This window comes from Affinirhizobium straminoryzae, assembly GCF_007004135.1.
Taxonomy (GTDB): Bacteria; Pseudomonadota; Alphaproteobacteria; order Rhizobiales; family Rhizobiaceae; genus Neorhizobium; species Neorhizobium straminoryzae.
On the sequence record NZ_VJMG01000029.1, the window covers coordinates 1 to 18041 of the forward strand.

17 protein-coding genes are annotated in these 18041 nt (G+C 62.1%); 11 read left to right on the forward strand and 6 right to left on the reverse strand.

Features of this window, described 5'->3' with window-relative positions; translation table 11 throughout:
* Positions 1-31: 31 nt before the first annotated feature.
* Entirely contained in the window at positions 32-778 is a 747-nt protein-coding gene (locus FNA46_RS11820; RefSeq protein ID WP_143125406.1) for an SDR family NAD(P)-dependent oxidoreductase, read from the forward strand.
* A 59-nt stretch (positions 779-837) separates the two neighbouring features.
* On the opposite strand, the gene FNA46_RS11825 is transcribed toward FNA46_RS11820, so the two are convergent.
* Complete coding sequence (locus FNA46_RS11825) at positions 838-1548, reverse strand: GntR family transcriptional regulator (protein WP_143125407.1); 711 nt, start codon at positions 1546-1548, stop codon at positions 838-840.
* 257 nt (positions 1549-1805) lie between these two features.
* Here FNA46_RS11825 and FNA46_RS11830 point away from each other — a divergent pair, with 257 nt between their 5' ends.
* From FNA46_RS11830 to FNA46_RS11850, 5 genes are all read left to right on the forward strand, one after another.
* Complete coding sequence (locus FNA46_RS11830) at positions 1806-2891, forward strand: ABC transporter ATP-binding protein (RefSeq protein WP_143125408.1); 1086 nt, start codon at positions 1806-1808, stop codon at positions 2889-2891.
* Positions 2892-2938: 47 nt separating this feature from the next.
* Complete coding sequence (locus tag FNA46_RS11835) at positions 2939-4228, forward strand: ABC transporter substrate-binding protein (RefSeq protein ID WP_143125409.1); 1290 nt, start codon at positions 2939-2941, stop codon at positions 4226-4228.
* Positions 4229-4470: 242 nt separating this feature from the next.
* Positions 4471-5388, forward strand: coding sequence for an ABC transporter permease (locus FNA46_RS11840; protein WP_143125410.1), 918 nt, complete (start codon positions 4471-4473; stop codon positions 5386-5388).
* A gap of 1 nt (position 5389) precedes the next feature.
* A complete protein-coding gene (locus tag FNA46_RS11845; RefSeq protein WP_143125411.1) occupies positions 5390-6211 on the forward strand; it encodes an ABC transporter permease in 822 nt (273 codons plus the stop codon).
* Positions 6211-6954 carry an aspartate/glutamate racemase family protein gene (locus FNA46_RS11850; RefSeq protein WP_143125412.1) on the forward strand — a complete coding sequence of 248 codons (744 nt, stop codon included), beginning with the start codon at positions 6211-6213 and terminating at the stop codon, positions 6952-6954. Before FNA46_RS11845 ends, FNA46_RS11850 begins: the two co-directional genes overlap by 1 nt.
* Positions 6955-6990: 36 nt before the next feature.
* Here the strand turns inward: FNA46_RS11850 and FNA46_RS11855 are convergent, their stop codons facing one another.
* From FNA46_RS11855 to FNA46_RS11870, 4 genes are all read right to left on the reverse strand, one after another.
* Complete coding sequence (locus tag FNA46_RS11855; protein ID WP_143125413.1) at positions 6991-7671, reverse strand: ABC transporter ATP-binding protein; 681 nt, start codon at positions 7669-7671, stop codon at positions 6991-6993.
* Position 7672: 1 nt separating this feature from the next.
* On the reverse strand, positions 7673-8446 hold the full coding sequence (locus FNA46_RS11860; RefSeq protein WP_143125414.1) for an ABC transporter ATP-binding protein: 774 nt from the start codon (positions 8444-8446) through the stop codon (positions 7673-7675).
* Positions 8443-10311, reverse strand: a complete 1869-nt coding sequence (locus FNA46_RS11865) for an ABC transporter permease (RefSeq protein ID WP_143125415.1) — start codon at positions 10309-10311, stop codon at positions 8443-8445. Before FNA46_RS11865 ends, FNA46_RS11860 begins: the two co-directional genes overlap by 4 nt.
* A 115-nt stretch (positions 10312-10426) precedes the next feature.
* The gene (locus tag FNA46_RS11870; RefSeq protein WP_143125416.1) at positions 10427-11614 is read right to left on the reverse strand and encodes an ABC transporter substrate-binding protein; all 1188 of its coding nucleotides are present in this window, start codon (positions 11612-11614) and stop codon (positions 10427-10429) included.
* Positions 11615-11901: 287 nt separating this feature from the next.
* Between FNA46_RS11870 and ytfQ the strand changes: the two genes are divergently transcribed.
* From ytfQ to FNA46_RS11895, 5 genes are all read left to right on the forward strand, one after another.
* The gene (ytfQ, locus tag FNA46_RS11875; protein ID WP_143125417.1) at positions 11902-12864 is read left to right on the forward strand and encodes a galactofuranose ABC transporter, galactofuranose-binding protein YtfQ; all 963 of its coding nucleotides are present in this window, start codon (positions 11902-11904) and stop codon (positions 12862-12864) included.
* A 106-nt stretch (positions 12865-12970) separates the two neighbouring features.
* Positions 12971-14491, forward strand: a complete 1521-nt coding sequence (locus FNA46_RS11880) for a sugar ABC transporter ATP-binding protein (RefSeq protein ID WP_143125418.1) — start codon at positions 12971-12973, stop codon at positions 14489-14491.
* On the forward strand, positions 14488-15492 hold the full coding sequence (locus FNA46_RS11885) for an ABC transporter permease (RefSeq protein WP_143125419.1): 1005 nt from the start codon (positions 14488-14490) through the stop codon (positions 15490-15492). The genes FNA46_RS11880 and FNA46_RS11885 overlap by 4 nt, the downstream gene beginning before the upstream one ends.
* Positions 15492-16472, forward strand: a complete 981-nt coding sequence (gene yjfF / locus FNA46_RS11890; RefSeq protein ID WP_143125420.1) for a galactofuranose ABC transporter, permease protein YjfF — start codon at positions 15492-15494, stop codon at positions 16470-16472. Before FNA46_RS11885 ends, yjfF begins: the two co-directional genes overlap by 1 nt.
* The gene (locus tag FNA46_RS11895) at positions 16469-17191 is read left to right on the forward strand and encodes a FadR/GntR family transcriptional regulator (RefSeq protein WP_143125421.1); all 723 of its coding nucleotides are present in this window, start codon (positions 16469-16471) and stop codon (positions 17189-17191) included. Before yjfF ends, FNA46_RS11895 begins: the two co-directional genes overlap by 4 nt.
* 11 nt (positions 17192-17202) lie before the next feature.
* On the opposite strand, the gene FNA46_RS11900 is transcribed toward FNA46_RS11895, so the two are convergent.
* Positions 17203-17916 (reverse strand): helix-turn-helix transcriptional regulator, encoded by a 714-nt coding sequence (locus FNA46_RS11900; RefSeq protein ID WP_185969823.1) that lies wholly within the window; start codon positions 17914-17916, stop codon positions 17203-17205.
* Positions 17917-18041: the final 125 nt, after the last annotated feature.

Genomic DNA, 18041 nt, shown 5'->3' on the forward strand with positions numbered 1-18041 from the left:
GTCCATGACCGGTGCGGTAAAGGAATAGCGCATGAACCAGTATGATCTGAAGGGGCGCCACGCCATCGTGACCGGCGGGGCGCAGGGCCTCGGTTTTGCCATGGCGCGCCGTTTTATCGATTCCGGCGCGACCGTTACTCTCTGGGACATGAATGCGGCATTGCTGGATGAGGCACGGTCGGCGCTCGGCATGCAGGCACAGGCCGTGGTGGTGGACATTACGGACTATCCAGCGGTCGAGGCCGCGCTGGAGAAAACGGAGAATACAGGCGGGTCCGTGTCGATCCTCGTCAATTCGGCCGGGATTGCGGGACCTGCGGCACCGCTTGATGCCTATGATATCGACATGTTCCGCAAGATCATCGAGGTGAATCTCATCGGTACCTTCCATGTCAACCGTGTGGTGGTGCCCGGCATGAGGGAAAGAAACTACGGCCGTATCGTCAACATCGCCTCGATCGCAGGCAAGGAGGGCAATCCAAACGCGGCCGCCTACTCGGCCTCGAAGGCTGCGGTCATCGGCATGACCAAGTCGCTTGGCAAGGAGCTGGCCGCCTTCGACATCGCGGTGAACTGCATCACGCCGGCGACCGCGCAAACGCGCATTCTCGAGCAGTTGTCTGAAGAGTTCATCGACTACATGCGCTCCAAGATCCCGCGCGGACGCTTTCTCAAGGTGGAGGAGGCTGCCTCGCTGGTGACCTGGCTGGTGTCGCAGGAAAACAGCTTTACCACCGGTTCCGTCTTCGATCTGTCCGGTGGCCGCGCGACCTACTGAGGCGAAGCGAACGCCACGCTTACCTCATCGGGAGCGTGTTGCGTTCCCGATGAGACGGGTCAGATGTCCAGTGCATCCTTGAGCGCCAGTCCGTCCCGTATGCGGATATCAAGATCAGCCTCGATGTGGTCGATATGGTGCAGCATCAGCGCGCCGGCGCGGGCTGCATCCCGTTGCTCCAGGGCTTCCAGAATGTCGGCATGTTCGTGATGGCCGCACCGCGAGACGCCCGTGCTGCCATAAAGCGCGATGACCAGCGAGGAGCGTGCCACCAGCTCATCCATGAAGCGCTGAAGGATGGCGTTGCCGGCCACGGATGCCAGCATCAGATGGAAGTCGCCGGAGGCCTTGATCTCGGCGCGGCGGGCGGCGGGCCCGCGCTCGTTCATGAACCGGACCTCTTCCTGCAGGTGATGGCGAAAGGCATCGATCTCCGCGTCCGTGATCCTCTCGACGGCAGTTGCCGCAATGCCCGGCTCCAGCAGCCGGCGGGATGCAAAGACCTGGCGTGCTTCCTCGGGCGTCGGATTGGATACAAAAGCGCCACGGTTTCGTTCGGTCTTGACCAACCCCTCGAAGGTCAACATCTGCAGGGCTGCCCGGACCACCGTTCGGCTCGCCTCGAACAGTTCGCCCACTTCACTCTCCACCAACTTGGTTCCCGGCGCCAGTCGGCGGTCGACGATGGCGTTGCGCAGCGCCTCGCGAATGGCCAGCGCACGATCGTCCGGGACGAGGTCGAAGGGGGAGAGCTTTTCGCTGATGTTCATGGGAAATCCTGCTTTTCGTCCTGTTGTACGCCCGAGAACCGTGCTTTGCAAAGCCTCGATTGAAGTGCAGTCTGGATTGAATACGATTGATGGTGCCTTTGGTACACGATCGATCAAAAACTGTGCAGCATGTGCATCGCTTCTGTGCACACAGCGTCTCTTCATCTGGCTTTCATGCATGCTGCAGGTCGATTTTTCGGTGCTCCGCAAACTGGCACGCCAGATGCATGTTGAAAGCTGCCTCACAGGAGACACGCATGACCAAAGCCGCAGAGATCGAAATCGCCTCGGTAAGCAAGGTTTACGGAACGACGACGGCCGTGCACGCCATCAGCCTGAAGATTCCGGCCGGCAGCTACTGCTGCCTTCTCGGACCGTCCGGCTGTGGCAAGACCTCGACGCTGCGGATGATTGCCGGCCATGAAAGCGTCTCGAGCGGCGATATTCTGCTGGGCAACAAGGATGTCACCGACCTGCCGCCGGCGGCGCGCGGCACGGCGATGATGTTCCAGTCCTATGCGCTGTTTCCGCACCTCGATCTTGTCGACAACGTCGCCTTCAGTCTCAAGATGAAGGGCGTCGACAAGGAAACGCGACGCGCCAAGGCGCTGGACATGCTGAAGCTGATGCAGCTGGAGCCGTATGCGAACCGGCGTCCGGCGCAGCTTTCCGGCGGTCAGCAGCAGCGCGTGGCGCTGGCGCGCGCGCTCATCACCGACCCGGAGGCGCTGTTGCTGGATGAGCCGCTGTCGGCCCTTGATCCCTTCCTCAAGATCCGCATGCGCGCGGAACTGAAGAAGCTGCAGACAGCGCTTGGCATTACCTTCGTACATGTGACGCACAGCCAGGAAGAGGCCATGGCGCTCGCCGATCTCATCGTCGTGATGAATGACGGCCGCATCGAGCAGGCCGCGCCACCGCGCACCGTGTTCGAGCGTCCTGCGACGGCCTTCGTCGCGCGCTTCATGGGTGATCACAATGTCATCTCCGGCAGAGTGACTGCATCGACCGCCAGTGACACCCTGTTGTCAGTGCCATCGGGCGGTGATTTCTGGGCCCCCGCCAGCGATACGCCGGAAGGCGATCTGGCTGACATTGCCATCCGCACCGATCGCGTGCGAATGGGCGCGGCCGCCGAAGCCGGTCTCGGTTTTACCGGCACGATTTCCAATGTCGAATACCGCGGCTCCTCCGTGAAACTGGTTGCCACCGGCGCCGGTATCGAGGAGTTCACGGCCATCCTCAGCGACACGATGTTCTTTGACCGCCCCGTCAAGGTCGGCGAAGCCATCGAGCTGTCCTGGAACCGCGAGGACGTGATCGTCCTCGGGCGCTCCCACTAAGCAAGAACAACAGCAATCCCGCAAAAAACGAACGAGAGGAACATGGCATGACCGATACCACCAAGAAGCCGGCCGGCATTAGCCGTCGCAGCCTGCTGAAAACCGCTTCCGCTGCAGCCGGCCTCGCCGCCGGCTCCGGCGCGATCACGGGTTTCCCGACCATCTGGGCCCAGTCCAAGATCACGCTTCGCCAGTTCGGCACCGGCGTTTCCAACATCAACGCGATTGCCGAGCAGTGCAAGAAGGACCTCGGCATCACGCTGGAAATGACGGCAACCGATTCCGATGCTGCCGCCCAGCGCGCGGTGACGCAGCCGAATTCCTACGACATCGCCGATATCGAATACTGGATTCTGAAGAAGGTCTATCCGGCCGGCGTCATCCAGCCGATGGACGTCAAGAAGCTGAAGAACTACGGCAGCGTCGTTTCGCTGTTCAAGAACGGCAAGCTGAAGCCGGACAGCGTGATTGCGCAGGGCACCGCCCCGCACACCGTCGGCTATGTCGAGAAGCCCGGCACCAAGACCTTCGCGAAGGGTGAAACCGAGTGGTTCACCATGATGCCGACGATCTACAATGCCGATACGCTCGGCATACGTCCCGACCTCGTCGGGCGCGAAATCACAACCTGGGCCGATATTCTCGACCCGGCCTTCAAGGGCAAGACCTCGATCCTCAACATCCCCTCGATCGGCATCATGGATGCCGCGATGATCATGGAAGCCGCCGGCAAGATCAAATATGCCGACAAGGGCAACATGACCAAGGAAGAGATCGACAAGACGATCGAATTCCTGATCGGCCTCAAGAAGCAGGGCCAGTTCCGCGCCTTCTGGAAGAGCTTCGACGAGTCGGTCAACCTGATGGCATCGGGCGAAGTCGTCATCCAGTCCATGTGGTCGCCGGCCGTCGCTGCCGTCCGTTCCAAGGGCATCGCCTGCAAGTATCAGCCGCTGAAGGAAGGCTACCGCTCCTGGGGCGGCGGTCTCGGCCTTGCCTCGCACCTCAAGGGTGCGCAGCTCGACGCGGCCTATGAGTATATCAACTGGTACACGTCCGGCTGGGTCGGCGGCTATCTCAACCGCCAGGGCTACTATTCGGCCTGCATGGAAACCGCCAAGAAATTCATGACCGAAGACGAATGGGGCTACTGGATCGAGGGCAAGGCCGCCAAGGGCGACATTCTCTCCCCGGAAGGCAAGGTCATGGAGAAGGCCGGTGCCGTGCGCGATGGCGGCTCCTTCGAGGACCGCATGGGCAAGGTTGCCTGCTGGAACTCGGTGATGGACGAAGACCGCTACATGGTCCGTCGCTGGAACGAGTTCATCGCGGCCTGATTCGAGCTTGGCGGCCGCGTTCCTCCGGCAGGAACGCGGCTTGTCGATTTTCCTCCCGGTACGCTGCCCTTGCCTCAAAGCCGCATCAGGTTACGGAGAATGGCAGCCAGAGCACGCACCGCGCGGGGTGATCTGCTGGGGTACACTTCCGACAGAGGGCAATGCCGGTCCGCACTTGTCGTCCCTCGCAAGGGAGGTGACCGGCGGACCGGAGCGGGAATTCACAACGGAGACGACGATCCATGGCCACAGTCCGATTCATAGGCGCGGGCACGGGCGCGGGCACGCCAAAGGCGAGGCGAAGCCTCCGCATCCCGGCCAGGCTCGCCTCCTATCTTCAGGCGACGCCGCTGACGCTGATCCTCGGCTGCTTCCTGGCGCTTCCGCTGCTGATGATCGTCGTCGTCAGCTTCTGGGACTATGACTTTGCCCAGATGTATCCGGGCTTTCTGCTGATGAACTACCAGGAGACGCTGAGTTCCTGGGTGACGTGGCAGACCTATCTCAACACCCTGAAATATGCCGCCATGGTCTGGGCGATCACTCTCTTCCTCGGTTTCTGGGTGGCCTATTTCCTCGCCTTCCACATCCGCACCACCGCCATGCAGATGGTGCTGTTCCTCGTTTGCACCGTGCCCTTCCTCACCTCCAATATTATCCGCATGATCTCCTGGATTCCTGTTCTCGGCCGAAACGGCCTGATCAATTCCGGCCTGATCAGCGCCGGTATTGTCTCCGAACCGGTGGAATGGCTGCTTTATTCGGATTTCGCCGTGGTGCTTGCCATGGTGCACCTCTACACCCTCTTCATGGTCACGCCGATCTTCAACACGCTGATGCGCATCGACAAGTCGCTGGTGGAGGCGGCCCGTGATGCCGGTGCCTCCAGCTGGCAGGTGCTGACGAACGTCATTCTGCCGCTGGCCAAGCCCGGCATGGCGATCGGCACCATCTTCGTCGTCACCCTCGTGATGGCCGACTTCTCCACCGTGCAGGTAATGTCCGGCGGCCAGAGCGCCTCGGTCGCACTGATGATGAAGAACCAGATGTCGCTGCTGCAATATCCGGCTGCGGCTGCCAATGCGGTGGTGCTGCTCGTGCTCGTTCTCCTGATGGTCGCGGGCATCCTGCGCATCGTCGATATCCGCAAGGAACTTTGACATGTACAGTGACAAGCGCTCGCGCGAGTTCTACATCCTCGCCATCTTCTTTGCTCTCTTCGTCCTGTTTCTCTATGGTCCACTGTCGGCCATCCTGATCCTGTCGTTCCAGGGCGAGAACGGCGGCCTCACCTTCCCGCTCAATGGTGTCTCGCTGCACTGGTTCGCCAACCTGTTCGAAACGCAGGCGGTGGGCGATTTTGGCGGCTCCTTCCGCCGCTCGCTGGCGCTCGGACTGATGGTGATGGTGGTAACGGTACTTGTCTCGCTGCTGGCGGGCCTTGCCTTCCGCCGCCGGTTCATCGGCGCAACCGCGCTGTTCTATCTCTCCGTTGCGAGCCTCGTGGTGCCCTCGATCATCATCTCGCTCGGCATTGGCGTGCTGTTCTCGCAGCTTGGCCTGCAGCCGGCCTGGTATTCCTCCGCCTTCGGCGCGCATCTGACCTGGACGCTGCCTTTCGGCGTGCTGATCATGCTCGCCGTGTTCAACCGCTTTTCACCAGCTTACGAGGAAGCCGCGCGTGACCTCGGCGCCACCGCCTGGCAGACCTTCCGCTACGTGGTGCTGCCGATGATTGCGCCCTCGCTGGTGGGGGTCGGCCTGTTCGGCTTCACACTCTCCTATGACGAATTCGCCCGGACGCTGATGACGGCCGGCACCTACAACACGCTGCCGCTCGAAATCTACGGCATGACGACCAATGTCACGACGCCGGTGCTCTATGCGCTCGGCACCGTGACCACCGTTTTCTCCTTCCTCGTGATTGCCGGCACGCTGGGCCTCATCGTCACGCTCAACCGCCGCAGCCAGGCCAGCCGCTGATGCAGATCCTTCTTGTCAATCCGAACACCACCGCCAGCATGACGGCGACGGCGGCCGATGCAGCACGGCGCGTCGCTGCTGCCGGTACGGAGATCGTCGCTGCCACCTCCTCGATGGGGCCTGTCTCCATCGAGGGCTATTATGACGAGGCGCTGGCCGTGCCCGGTCTTCTCCTCGAGATCGCTCGTGGCGAGAAGGCGGGTGCGCAGGCGGCCATCATTGCCTGCTTCGACGATACCGGCCTTGATGCGGCGCGCGCTCTGGCCACCATTCCCGTGATCGGAATCTGCGAGGCAGCGCTGGCGTCGGTGTCCTTCATCGCCCAGCGGGTAACGATCGTGACGACGATGGAGCGGTCACGTCTGCCGCTGGAGCATCTCGTGCATCGTTACGGCATGGCCGGTCGGGCCAAGGTCCGCGCTGCCGATATTCCGGTTCTGTCGCTGGAGGATCCGCATTCCAACGCCCGCGACCGGCTCCGCAACGAGATTGCCGCAGCGCTTCGCGAGGACAAGGCGGAAGCGATCGTGCTTGGATGCGCCGGCATGGCGGATCTGACGGCAGAACTGCGTCGCGAATTCGGCGTGCCGGTCGTCGATGGTGTGGCTGCTGCCGTCAAGCAGGCGGAAGCCCTTGTAACGATGGGTCTTGCGACCGCAAAGCGCGGTGCCTATGCCGCACCTCTGTCCAAACCTTATCGCGGCCTTCTCGAGGTTTTCGAGCCGAGAAGCTTGACGGTATGAGCGCTGGCCTCGCGCCGGGGATGGAATGGGTATGCGTTACGGATGTCCCGACCCTGTCTCAAGATCCGCCATCGTGCCTGCATGGCGGATCTCGCCTTTTTCGAGGAGGTAGCAGCGGTCGCTGATCAGGCGGGCAAAGGGCAGGTTCTGTTCCGAGAGAAGGATGGCGACGCCCTCGCGTGTCATCAGACGGATTGCTTCGGCCATCTGCTCCACGATCTTCGGTGCGATCCCTTCCGAGGGTTCGTCGAGCAGGACGAGATGCGGATTGCCCATCAGTGTGCGGCCGATCGTCAGCATCTGCTGTTCGCCACCGCTGATCTGGCCGCCCGGTTTGTGGCGCAGATCGGCGAGATTGGGGAAAAGCGCATAGATCCGCTCCGGCGACCAGGTGGTCGTTGACCGGCGCTTCTGCCGGCCAACCTCCAGGTTCTCCGCCACCGTCAGATCGGTGAAGATGCGTCGGTCCTCCGGGACATAGCCGAGACCGAGCCGCGCGATCTCGAACGGCGGATACTGGCTGATGTCCGTTCCGCGGAAGAGGATTTTCCCCTTCCTCCGGTCGGTCAGCCCCATGATGGATTTCAGGGTGGTGGACTTGCCCGCCCCGTTGCGCCCGAGAAGCGCGACAACCTCCCCTGCTCCGACCTGAAGGCTGACGTCGAACAGGATCTGTGCCGGTCCATACCCGCTGTTGAGATCGGAGACCTGCAGCATGTCATGGGTCTCCGATCGCGAAGATACCCGTGCCGAGATAGACGGCCTGCACGCCCGGATGGGCGCGGACGTCTGACGGTGATCCTTGCGCGATGATCGTGCCGCGGCTCAGAACGATGATGCGGTCTGCGTGGGAAAAGACGATATCCATGTCATGCTCCGTGAAGAGAACGGCCAGTTGGCGTTCGCGGGCGATGGCGGCGGTGAGCCGCATCAGGCCGGCGCGTTCCTCGCTTCCCATACCGGCCGCCGGCTCGTCCATCAGCAGCAACCGGGGGGCGCCGGCAAGCGCGATGGCCAGTTCGAGCCGCTTGATGTCACCATAAGGCAGTTCATGGCACGGGCGATTGGCCTGCGGCGCCAGTCCGATAAGATCAAGAAGCGCGTCCGCCTCGGCAGCAAAGCGCCGGTCGAAGCGGGACAGAAGAGTGCGCACACCGCGCAGACCGCCGTGCCGGCTTTGCAGGGCCAGCTGAACATTCTCGCGGACAGTCATCGACAGGCATGTCTGTGCCACCTGGAAGGTTCGCCCGACGCCAAGGCGAAAGATATCGGAGGGTTGCAGGCCGGTCGTCTCCGTCCCTGCGATCAGGATGCGCCCGCCATCCGGACGGATTTGCCCGCTCAGCATGTTGAAGCATGTGCTCTTGCCGGCGCCGTTCGGACCGATCAGGGCCACGAGTTCGCCTGCCGAGACTGTCAGCGACACATCCGCAACCGCCTTCACGCCCTGATAGCTCTTGCGGAGGCCTTCCGCCTGCAAGATCGGCTTCATGTGCGACCTCTGACAGAGGCGTTGCCGGCGAGTAGACGTCCGGCCAGTGCCTGTTGCAGCGTGCCGACAATGCCGAGCGGGAAGACGAGGACCAGAAGCACGATGAGGCCGCCAAGGATGAGACGCGGAAAATCCGTGTTGCTGATCAGCCAGATCGACGCCATCTTGTAGACAATGGCGCCGGCCACGCTGCCCGACACAGTGCCGAAACCGCCGAGCAGCACCATGATCAGGCCATCGACCGACGTGCCGATCCCCAGCGTATCCGGGAAGACGCTGCCCTTCAGGAAGGCGAACAGCACACCAGCCAATCCGGCGAGAAAGGCACTGATGACGAAGGCTGCGTGCTGTACCGGCTGGCGTGAAATGCCGATCGCTGCAGCCCGCAACGGGCTATCGCGCAGGGCGCGCAGGGCGTAACCGAAGGGTGAAAAGGTGAGGTGCCGCGTCAGAAGCACGACAGCTGTGGTGCAGCCGAGCGTCAGCCAGTAATAGGCTGTTGCCCCGGATGCCCAGGCGGACGGCCAGACGCCGACGATGCCGTTGTCTCCCCCTGTGACCTCCACCCACTGGAAGGCAATGGACCAGACGATCTGGGCAAAGGCGAGCGTCAGCATGGCGAAATAGATGCTGCTGAGGCGTACGCAGAACCAGCCGGCAATCGCGGCAAACAGCGCCGACGCCAGCGGGCCGATGAGCAGCGCCGCCTCCATTGACAACCCGAAATGCTGGACGGACAGGGCGGCCCCATAGGCGCCAAGACCGAGACCGGCCGCATGGCCGAAGGAGTCGAGACCCGCAACCGACATTAGGAACTGGAGGCTTGCGGCAAAGATCACCGCAATCAGCACTTCGCTGGCGACGCCAAGTCCGTACTCCCCAAGCACCAGCGGCAACAGGGCCGCACAGATAAGAATGGCGAGTGCCGCACTGCGGCCAACGCCTCCGAGTGGTTGCCAGGCGCCATGGATCCTGTGGGATAGGGTTCGGCTCTGCGCCAGCGGTTTGCCAAGCAGGCCGAAGGGGCGAAGAACGAGGACGAGGGCCATGATGAGAAATGTGAGCACCAGCGAGATGCCGGGCAGGATCAGGATGCCGAAGGCATTGAGTTCTGCGACGATGATTGCTGCCAGAAAGGCGCCAGTCAGGCTGCCCAGCCCTCCAATGACCACCACGACGAAGACTTCCGTGATGATTGAAAGGTCCATGACGTGACTGACGGCATCACGCGGGATCTGAAGCCCGCCGCCGAAGGCCGCCAGAAAGACGCCCAACGCGAAAACACCCGTGAAGAGCCAGGTCTGGTTCACGCCAAGGGCGCCCACCATGTCGCGGTCCTCCGTGGCGGCCCGGATCAGCAGGCCCCAGCGCGAGCGGTGCAACAGAAGCCAGAGCAGTCCGAGCACGGCCGGGCCGAGCAGGATCAGCACGAAATCATAGACGGGCATGGGGCGTCCCAGAACGGTCATCGCGCCGGAGAGACCCGCAGCGCGGGGTCCGACCAGATCCTCGGGACCCCAGATCAGGCGCACGGCATCCTCCGCCATCAGTGTCAGGCCGAAGGTCGCGAGCAGTTGCAGAAGTTCGGGTGCGCGATAGAGGCGTCGCAAAAGCAGGATTTCGATGACAGCACCGAGAACCGCGACGATTGCAGCCGCGACCAGGAGGGCGAGCCAGAAGCCAACCGGTGTCTGCCAGCGTATTGTCAGGCTGTAGGCCAGGTAGGCGCCCAGCATGTAGAAGGCGCCGTGGGCGAAGTTGACGATCCGCGTGACGCCGAAGATCAGCGACAGACCGCATGCGACCAGAAACAGCGACGCTGCATTGGCCAGTCCGGTCAGGAATTGAACAACATAAAGTTCCACGGACACTCAATCCCTCGTCATCCGCTTGCGCCAAACCTCCGCACATGCGGCCGTCGATGATTGTGGTCGGTGGGGGCTTGGCTGCACCCTCCCCGGCCGTCAGGTTGCATGCGGATCAGGGCCGAAGCTTTGCGGCGTCCGCTTCGGCGGGCAGTACGTCATTGCCGCTCCGGTAGGTGAAATCCACCATCACGCCCTTGCCGTCGCGCACGGCCGTCTTGCCGACGAACGCGCCGAGCGTTGACTGATGGTCCGCGGCACGGAACGTGATCGGCCCGAACGGTGTGTCCACGGCAATGCCCCGGGCTGCTGCGATGAGGTCGGCTGTATCGGTGGACTTTGCCTTGGTCAGAATGGCTGCGGCGGACTTGACCAGCGCGTAACCGACGATGGAACCGAGGCGCGGATAGTCATTGTAACGGGCCTTGTAGGCGTCAAGGAAGGCCTTGTGCGCCGGTGTATCGATCCCGTACCAAGGGTAGCCGGTCACGATCCAGCCCTGCGGTGCATCCGCCTGGAGGGGATCGAGGTATTCGGGCTCGCCCGTGAGGAAGGAGACCACGGCGCGATCCCTAAACAGGCCGCGCGTGGTGCCTTCACGCACCAGTTTGACGAGATCGGCACCGAAGGTCACGTTGAGGATGGCGTCCGGCTTGGTTGCTTCCACGGCCTGCGCCACCGAGCCTGCATCGATCTTGCCCTGCGGCGGCCATTGCTCGCCGACGAATTCCACGTCCGGCCTTGCCTTTTTCAGCAGTTCCTTGAACACGGCAACGGCGCTCTGCCCATATTCATAGTTCGGGGCAATGGTTGCCCAGCGCTTCGCCGGCAGCTTGGCCGCTTCTTCCGCCAGCATCGCGGCCTGCACATAGTTGGAGGGACGCAGGCGGAAGGTGTAGTCGTTGCCCTTGGACCAGACCATGGCATCGGTCAGTGGTTCGCCGGCCAGATAGAACACTTTCTTCTGACGCGCAAAGTCGCCAAGGGCGAGCCCGACATTCGAGAAGAAGGAGCCGGTGAGCATCACCACCCCCTCGCGCGCGACAAGTTCATTGGCGGCGGTAATGGCATCGCCCGGCTTGCCGTTGTCGTCCCTGGAAATCACCACGAGTGTGTCGCCCCGGATGCCGCCGGCGGCATTGATCTCGTCCACAGCCATCTGCCAGCCCTTGCGGTAGGGCTCGGTGAAGGCCGGCAGACCGGAATAGCTGTTGATCTCGCCGATCTTGATGTCCGCAGCCAGGCTCTGACTGGTCGTGGACAGGCCAAGGAGCAGTGCTGCAAGGGTCGATAGCCGCGTCATCGCATTTCCTTCCGCAGGGCTTCGTCAGATGTCCGGCGTATCGGCGTCAAGTCGGGGTGCTCTGTCAATGCAAAGATGAAACGCTATTGGTATTGCTACTGCGGCAAGGCGGGTGATGAGCCGCCCGGCGGGTGTCTGGAGCTGCGGAAAACCGTGTGATCGCAACGCCCACAATTTTGCTGCGCTGCACAATCTATAATCATACTTTTCGTCTTTACAACCCGAGTTCCAGTCAGTATCAATAATGCAGACGCCTGGAGGCGGCGTCTTTTTTCGGGAGGACATCAATGAAAATTCTTCGCACGCTTGCGCTGGGCGCGAGCATGATCGCTATTTGCTGCACTGCAGCAAGCGCTGCTGGCCTGACCGTAGGCTTCTCGCAGATCGGTTCCGAATCCGGCTGGCGCGCTGCCGAGACGTCAGTCACCAAGCAGGAAGCCGAAAAGCGCGGCATCACGCTGAAGTTCGCTGACGCGCAGCAGAAGCAGGAAAACCAGATCAAGGCGATTCGCGGCTTCATCGCGCAGGGCGTCAACGCCATCCTCGTCGCGCCAGTCGTTGCCACGGGCTGGGAGCAGGTTCTGGGTGAGGCCAAGGATGCCAAGATTCCGGTCATCCTGCTCGATCGCGGCATCGATGCCTCGAAGGATCTTTACCTCACATCGGTTGCATCCGACCAGGTGAAGGAAGGCAGCGTTGCCGGTGACTGGCTCGTCAAGACGGTGGGCGACAAGCCGTGCCGGGTTGTCGAATTGCAGGGTACTGTTGGCTCCACGCCGGCCATCAACCGCAAGAAGGGCTTCGAGGAAGCCATTGCCGGCCACAAGAACATCAGCATTGCGCGCAGCCAGACCGGCGACTTTACCCGCTCTAAGGGCAAGGAAGTCATGGAAGGCTTCCTGAAGGCTGAAAACGGCGGCAAGAACATCTGCGCCATGTATGCCCACAATGACGACATGGCCGTCGGCGCCATCCAGGCGATCAAGGATGCGGGCCTCAAGCCCGGCAAGGACATCCTTGTCGTATCGATCGACGCCGTACCGGACATCTTCCAGGCCATGGCGGCCGGTGAAGCCAATGCGACGGTTGAGCTGACGCCGAACATGGCAGGCCCGGCCTTTGATGCGCTCGACGCCTACCTCAAGAGCGGCAAGCAGCCGGAAAAGTTCATCATCACCCAGTCGAAGCTCTATACGCCGGCGGACGATCCGAAGGGTGAGTACGAGCGCCGCAAGGGTCTCGGCTACTAAACATCTGAAGCAGGAATCGGCCCGTCTCCCGTGGGGCGGGCCGTCTTTCCGTGAGGGCCGCCAATCGGCCAGACTGAATTTTCGCGACGGGTGGGTGCAGGACAACATGGCGACAGCGGAAGACGTGGTGCTTGAAGCCAGGGGCATCACCAAGATATTCGGCAATCATACGGCCCTGAAAGGGGTCGACATCAGTTTTCGCCGCGGCGAGGTGCATGCGCTGTTGGGAGAAAACGGTGCCGGCAAATCCACGTTGATCAAGATCCTGACCGGTGCCTATACGCCGGATGGCGGGACCATCGAGCTGGAGGGGCAGCCGGTCTCCTTCACCACCCCGCAGCAGGCGCAGGCGCTGGGCATCGGAACGGTGTACCAGGAGGTCAATCTCCTGCCGAACATGACCGTCAGCGACAATCTTTTCATCGGCCGTCAGCCGAGTGCCTTTGGCATGGTCAACCGCTCCGCGACAGATGCGATGGCCCGCACGGTCTTGGCCCAATACGGTCTGGACATCGATGTCCGCGCGGAGCTTTCGACCTATTCCGTTGCTATCCAGCAGATCGTTGCGATCGCCCGTGCCGTTGAACTGTCCGGCAAGGTGCTGATCCTTGATGAGCCGACGGCGAGCCTCGACCGCCATGAGGTGGAGAAACTCTTCGAGATCATCCGCACCCTGAAGGCGCGCGGCCTCGCCATTGTCTTCATTACTCATTTTCTTGACCAGGTCTTCGAGCTTTCGGACCGCGTCACGGTGCTGCGCAACGGCTTCCGCGTTGGTTCGGAGCCGGTGAGCGCGCTCGACCGCACCGGTCTTGTCCGCATGATGCTGGGCAAGGATCTCGTCCATCACAACAATGGTCCCGTAGACGGTGAACCGGATGGCGGCGACGTGCTGATGTCCGTTCGCCAGCTCGGGCTCACGGGCAGCGTGCTGCCGCTCGATCTCGAGATCCGGAAGGGGGAAGTGGTCGGCGTTGCCGGACTTCTGGGCTCCGGCCGCACGGAAATGGCCCGCCTGATGTTTGGCATCGATGTTGCCGACAATGGCGCGCTGCATATCGATGGTGAAAGCCGGGTTGTGCGTTCGGCGCGGGAAGCCGTTTCCCTCGGTTTCGGCTTCTGCCCGGAAGATCGCAAAGCCGATGGCATTTTCGGTGATCTCTCGGTCCGCGAAAACATCGTCATCGCCATGCAGGCACGCCTTGGCTGGTTCCGGGCTCTGAACCGTGATGAACAGCTGGAAATCGCCGGCAATTTCATCGAGGCGCTCGATATCCGTACCGCTTCCGCCGAACTGCCGGTCAAGCTTTTGTCCGGTGGCAACCAGCAGAAGGTTATCCTCGCTCGCTGGCTTGCGACCGATCCGCGTTTTCTCATCCTCGACGAGCCCACGCGCGGCATCGATGTCGGTGCACATGCAGAAATCGTGCGTATGATCAGTCGCCTGCGGGAGGACGGACTGGCGCTGGTGGTGATCTCGTCGGAACTGGACGAGATCGTCAGCTATTCCTCGCGGGTTGTCGTGATGCGCGACAGGGCGCTGGTCGCCGAACTGCGGGGCGCGGACATCACGCCGTCACGGATCGTTCAGGCCATTGCCGGCCAGGGCGTGGAGAACGTGGCATGAAACGTCTGCAACTGACCGAAATCGTGCGGCCGCAGCTTCTGGCGCTCGCCTGCATTCTTCTGCTCAACTGGTTCGTATTCCCGGGCTTTTTCACCATTACCTGGCAGGACGGTCGGCTGTTCGGCAGCCTGATCGATGTCATCAACCGCGGCGCGCCCGTTGCGATCCTGGCGATCGGGATGACGGCCATCATCGCGACACGCGGCGTTGACCTCTCGGTCGGTGCTGTCATGGCGGTTGCCGGCGCGGTTGCTGCAACGGCCGCTGTCGCCGGACAGCCGTTGGTCGTCACCCTCATCGCGGCGCTTCTGGTCGGTCTGCTCTGCGGGCTCTGGAACGGATCTCTGGTGGCCTTTCTCGGCATGCAGCCCTTCGTTGCAACGCTGGTGCTGATGGTGGCGGGGCGTGGTGTCGCCCAGCTGATCACCGAGGGCTCTATCGTGACCTTTTCCGACCCGGCTCTGATTTTCGTCGGCACCGGTTCCCTGCTCGGGCTGCCGATGCCGGCGGTGATCGCGCTTGCCCTGATGCTCGCCGCCCATCTCGTCATGCGGCGCACGGCGATGGGGCTGTTCGTGGAGGCGATCGGCACGAACCGCTCGGCTGCAAGCTATACGGGTCTGCGCACCCGGACGGTCATCCTGACGCTCTATGCTTTCGGGGGGCTCTGTGCGGCGCTGGCCGGCGTGATCGCCGCAGCGGACATCCGTGGCGCCGATGCCAACAATGCCGGCCTCTGGCTGGAGCTGGACGCCATTCTGGCGGTCGTTATCGGCGGCACCTCGCTGCTCGGCGGACGGTTCTCCATCCCGATGTCGGTGCTGGGCGCCGTCATCATCCAGGCGATGAACACCGGTATTCTGGTGTCGGGCCTGCCGCCGGAATTCAACCTCATCGTCAAGGCGAGTGTCATCATCCTGATCCTTGTCATGCAGTCGGACCGTATCGGTGAAATCGTCGCCCGCCGGTTCGCACGTCTCAAATTGCGGGGGAAGACCTGATGAATCCGCGCTATCGGCCCCTCGCCGCCACCACGCTTATCTTCATCGTCGCCTATGCCCTGTGCATCATGCAGTATCCGTCCATGTGGTCGACCCGCGTGCTCGGCAATTTCCTGACGGACAACGCCTTTCTGGGCATTGCAGCGGTCGGCGCCACCTTCGTCATCATTTCCGGCGGCATCGATCTTTCCGTCGGCGCCGTGGTGGGACTGGCGGGGGTTCTGTCCGCCGTTCTGATCACCAAGCTTGGCCTGCACCCGCTCCTTGCCTTTGCCATCGTGCTGTTCGTGGCCTCCGCTTTCGGTGCGGGCATGGGCGCGGCGATCCACTTCCTGCGGGTGCCACCCTTCATTGTGACCCTTGCCGGCATGTTCATGGCGCGCGGCGTGGCCTCGATCCTGACCCAGGATTCGATCCCGATCGATCATGAATTCTATCGCACGATCTCGAGCCTCTACTATCTGTTGCCGGGCGGCGGTCGCCTGAGCGTTATCGGTTTGCTGATGCTGCTGGTTTTCCTGGTCGGCGGCGTGATCGCGCACAAGACCCGCTTCGGTTCTTACGTCTACGCGCTTGGCGGCAATCCGACATCGGCGGCGCTGATGGGCGTTCCGGTCGGGTTCACCACGATCGCCATCTACGCGCTCGGCTCTTTTCTTGGCGGCCTTGCCGGCATTGTCTATTCGCTCTACACCTCGTCAGGCTATCCCCTCGCGGCGGTCGGCATGGAACTCGATGCGATTGCTGCGGTGGTGATCGGCGGAACGCTGCTGACCGGCGGCTATGGCTTCATTTTCGGAACACTGATCGGTGTGATGCTGCAGGGACTCGTCCAGACCTACATCGTCTTTGATGGCACATTGTCGAGCTGGTGGACGAAGATTGCCATTGGTTTGCTGCTCTTCATGTTCATTCTCCTGCAGAAACTGGTGTTTTCCGCGCAGGGGCGCCGGACGAGGTTGCAGAAGGTTCCCGCATGATCGAACCGGGGAGCCTGCTTCGCTCCCTGACCGAGCGAACCGCGGCACGCAATTTCCAGTCCCGTGTCATCCATGACATCGGGGCCGGCGTTGTGTGCGGACGCTTTCCGATTGGCAGTACGCTGCCGAACGATGCGGCGCTGATGGATGAATTCGGTGTGTCGCGCACGGTGCTGCGTGAGGCGCTGAAGACCTTGGAGGCCAAGGGGTTGCTGGAAGCGCGCCCCAAGGTCGGCACCAAGGTCGCGAAAAAGAGCCGCTGGAATCTCTATGATCCGCAAGTGCTTGCCTGGCATCTTGTCGCGCCGCCAGACCGGGATTTTCTGGCCGGTCTCGGCGAGGTGCGCCGTTCGCTTGAGCCCCTCGGGGCGGCCCATGCAGCTGTGCGCCGCAGCGCCGAGCAGGTCCGTCTGATGCGCTACTGGATCCAGCAGATGGAGATTTCGCTCGATCAGGCCAGCAATTTCTGCGTGGCTGACTTCGAACTGCACCGCATTATCGGCGAAGCCTCCCGGAATCCCTTCATCCGTGGTCTGAATGGCGTGATCGAGCTGTCGCACGCCTTTGCCTATCTGAAGCCGGTGAACGAGCCTGACGGTGCCGATCTGATGCCCTTTTTCGGCCTGCACCGCGATCTCGTCACCGCCATCGAGAGGGGCGCAGAAGATGAAGCCGGCCATGCCATGCTGAAGGTTGTGGAATTCGAGCAGGTACTGTGAGGATGTCCACCTTATTCGATCAGCCCGAGGCGAAGGCCCACGGCCACCGCCTGTGCACGGTTCACGCAGTCGAGCTTGCGGATGACGCTGTTGAGATGCGTGTTGATCGTATAATCGGACAGCGACAGAAGATCGCCAATCTCGACGGAGGTCTTGCCCAAGGAGGCCCAGCGCAAAACCTCCAGTTCGCGCCGCGTCAGCGGCTGAACGATGGAGGTTTCGGACGGTGACAGGCGTTCGTACAGCCGGAAGGCCTGCAGCGTTAGCATGCCGATTTCGTTGAGTTCCGACAGCGACATGAGCGGGCGATTGCCGGAGAAGGTCATCATGTAGTGGGTGCCATCGCCCGACCAGAGCGGAACGAAAGCGACACTGTAGGTACCGTATTGCAGGAGCAAGTCTATCAGTTGCTGCGGACACAAAGTCTGGTGTTCCCGCAGATCAAGGCACAGCGGCAGCTGTGCACTTCTCAGCACTGTGGTCAGTGGCGCGACTGTGATCAGCCCCCCGGCATCGACTTCCTTCAACAAGCTGAGGGGCAGGTTTCGCATGACGAGTAACGGTAGGACCTTTTCGTCGCTGTCTTTTGGCATGCGACCAAGAGAGAAGTAGCGATAACCGAAGTGCCGGGCGAGATGACTGAAAGCATCCGCCATGTCCGCACGCGTCGCGGCGCCGGACAGCATCTGGCTGACGACTTCATGCCGTTCCGGGGTAATGCGCATGCTGGAGGGGGTTGTGCCATAAGGCATCAGGTCCGCTCCCCTGCCCGGAGGTTTTGAGGCGCCAGGCCATCATGCCGTCCTGACCGCGGCATCAGCGTATCAAGCCGTTGATCGCTTTCCTCACA

What these genes read in the sequence shown, in the direction of transcription:
- FNA46_RS11820 (WP_143125406.1), top strand. Translation starts at nt 32, where the DNA reads ATGAACCAGTATGATCTGAAGGGGCGCCACGCCATCGTGACCGGCGGG.
- FNA46_RS11825 (WP_143125407.1), bottom strand. Translation starts at nt 1,548, where the DNA reads ATGAACATCAGCGAAAAGCTCTCCCCCTTCGACCTCGTCCCGGACGAT.
- FNA46_RS11830 (WP_143125408.1), top strand. Translation starts at nt 1,806, where the DNA reads ATGACCAAAGCCGCAGAGATCGAAATCGCCTCGGTAAGCAAGGTTTAC.
- FNA46_RS11835 (WP_143125409.1), top strand. Translation starts at nt 2,939, where the DNA reads ATGACCGATACCACCAAGAAGCCGGCCGGCATTAGCCGTCGCAGCCTG.
- FNA46_RS11840 (WP_143125410.1), top strand. Translation starts at nt 4,471, where the DNA reads ATGGCCACAGTCCGATTCATAGGCGCGGGCACGGGCGCGGGCACGCCA.
- FNA46_RS11845 (WP_143125411.1), top strand. Translation starts at nt 5,390, where the DNA reads ATGTACAGTGACAAGCGCTCGCGCGAGTTCTACATCCTCGCCATCTTC.
- FNA46_RS11850 (WP_143125412.1), top strand. Translation starts at nt 6,211, where the DNA reads ATGCAGATCCTTCTTGTCAATCCGAACACCACCGCCAGCATGACGGCG.
- FNA46_RS11855 (WP_143125413.1), bottom strand. Translation starts at nt 7,671, where the DNA reads ATGCTGCAGGTCTCCGATCTCAACAGCGGGTATGGACCGGCACAGATC.
- FNA46_RS11860 (WP_143125414.1), bottom strand. Translation starts at nt 8,446, where the DNA reads ATGAAGCCGATCTTGCAGGCGGAAGGCCTCCGCAAGAGCTATCAGGGC.
- FNA46_RS11870 (WP_143125416.1), bottom strand. Translation starts at nt 11,614, where the DNA reads ATGACGCGGCTATCGACCCTTGCAGCACTGCTCCTTGGCCTGTCCACG.
- ytfQ (WP_143125417.1), top strand. Translation starts at nt 11,902, where the DNA reads ATGAAAATTCTTCGCACGCTTGCGCTGGGCGCGAGCATGATCGCTATT.
- FNA46_RS11880 (WP_143125418.1), top strand. Translation starts at nt 12,971, where the DNA reads ATGGCGACAGCGGAAGACGTGGTGCTTGAAGCCAGGGGCATCACCAAG.
- FNA46_RS11885 (WP_143125419.1), top strand. Translation starts at nt 14,488, where the DNA reads ATGAAACGTCTGCAACTGACCGAAATCGTGCGGCCGCAGCTTCTGGCG.
- yjfF (WP_143125420.1), top strand. Translation starts at nt 15,492, where the DNA reads ATGAATCCGCGCTATCGGCCCCTCGCCGCCACCACGCTTATCTTCATC.
- FNA46_RS11895 (WP_143125421.1), top strand. Translation starts at nt 16,469, where the DNA reads ATGATCGAACCGGGGAGCCTGCTTCGCTCCCTGACCGAGCGAACCGCG.
- FNA46_RS11900 (WP_185969823.1), bottom strand. Translation starts at nt 17,916, where the DNA reads ATGCGCATTACCCCGGAACGGCATGAAGTCGTCAGCCAGATGCTGTCC.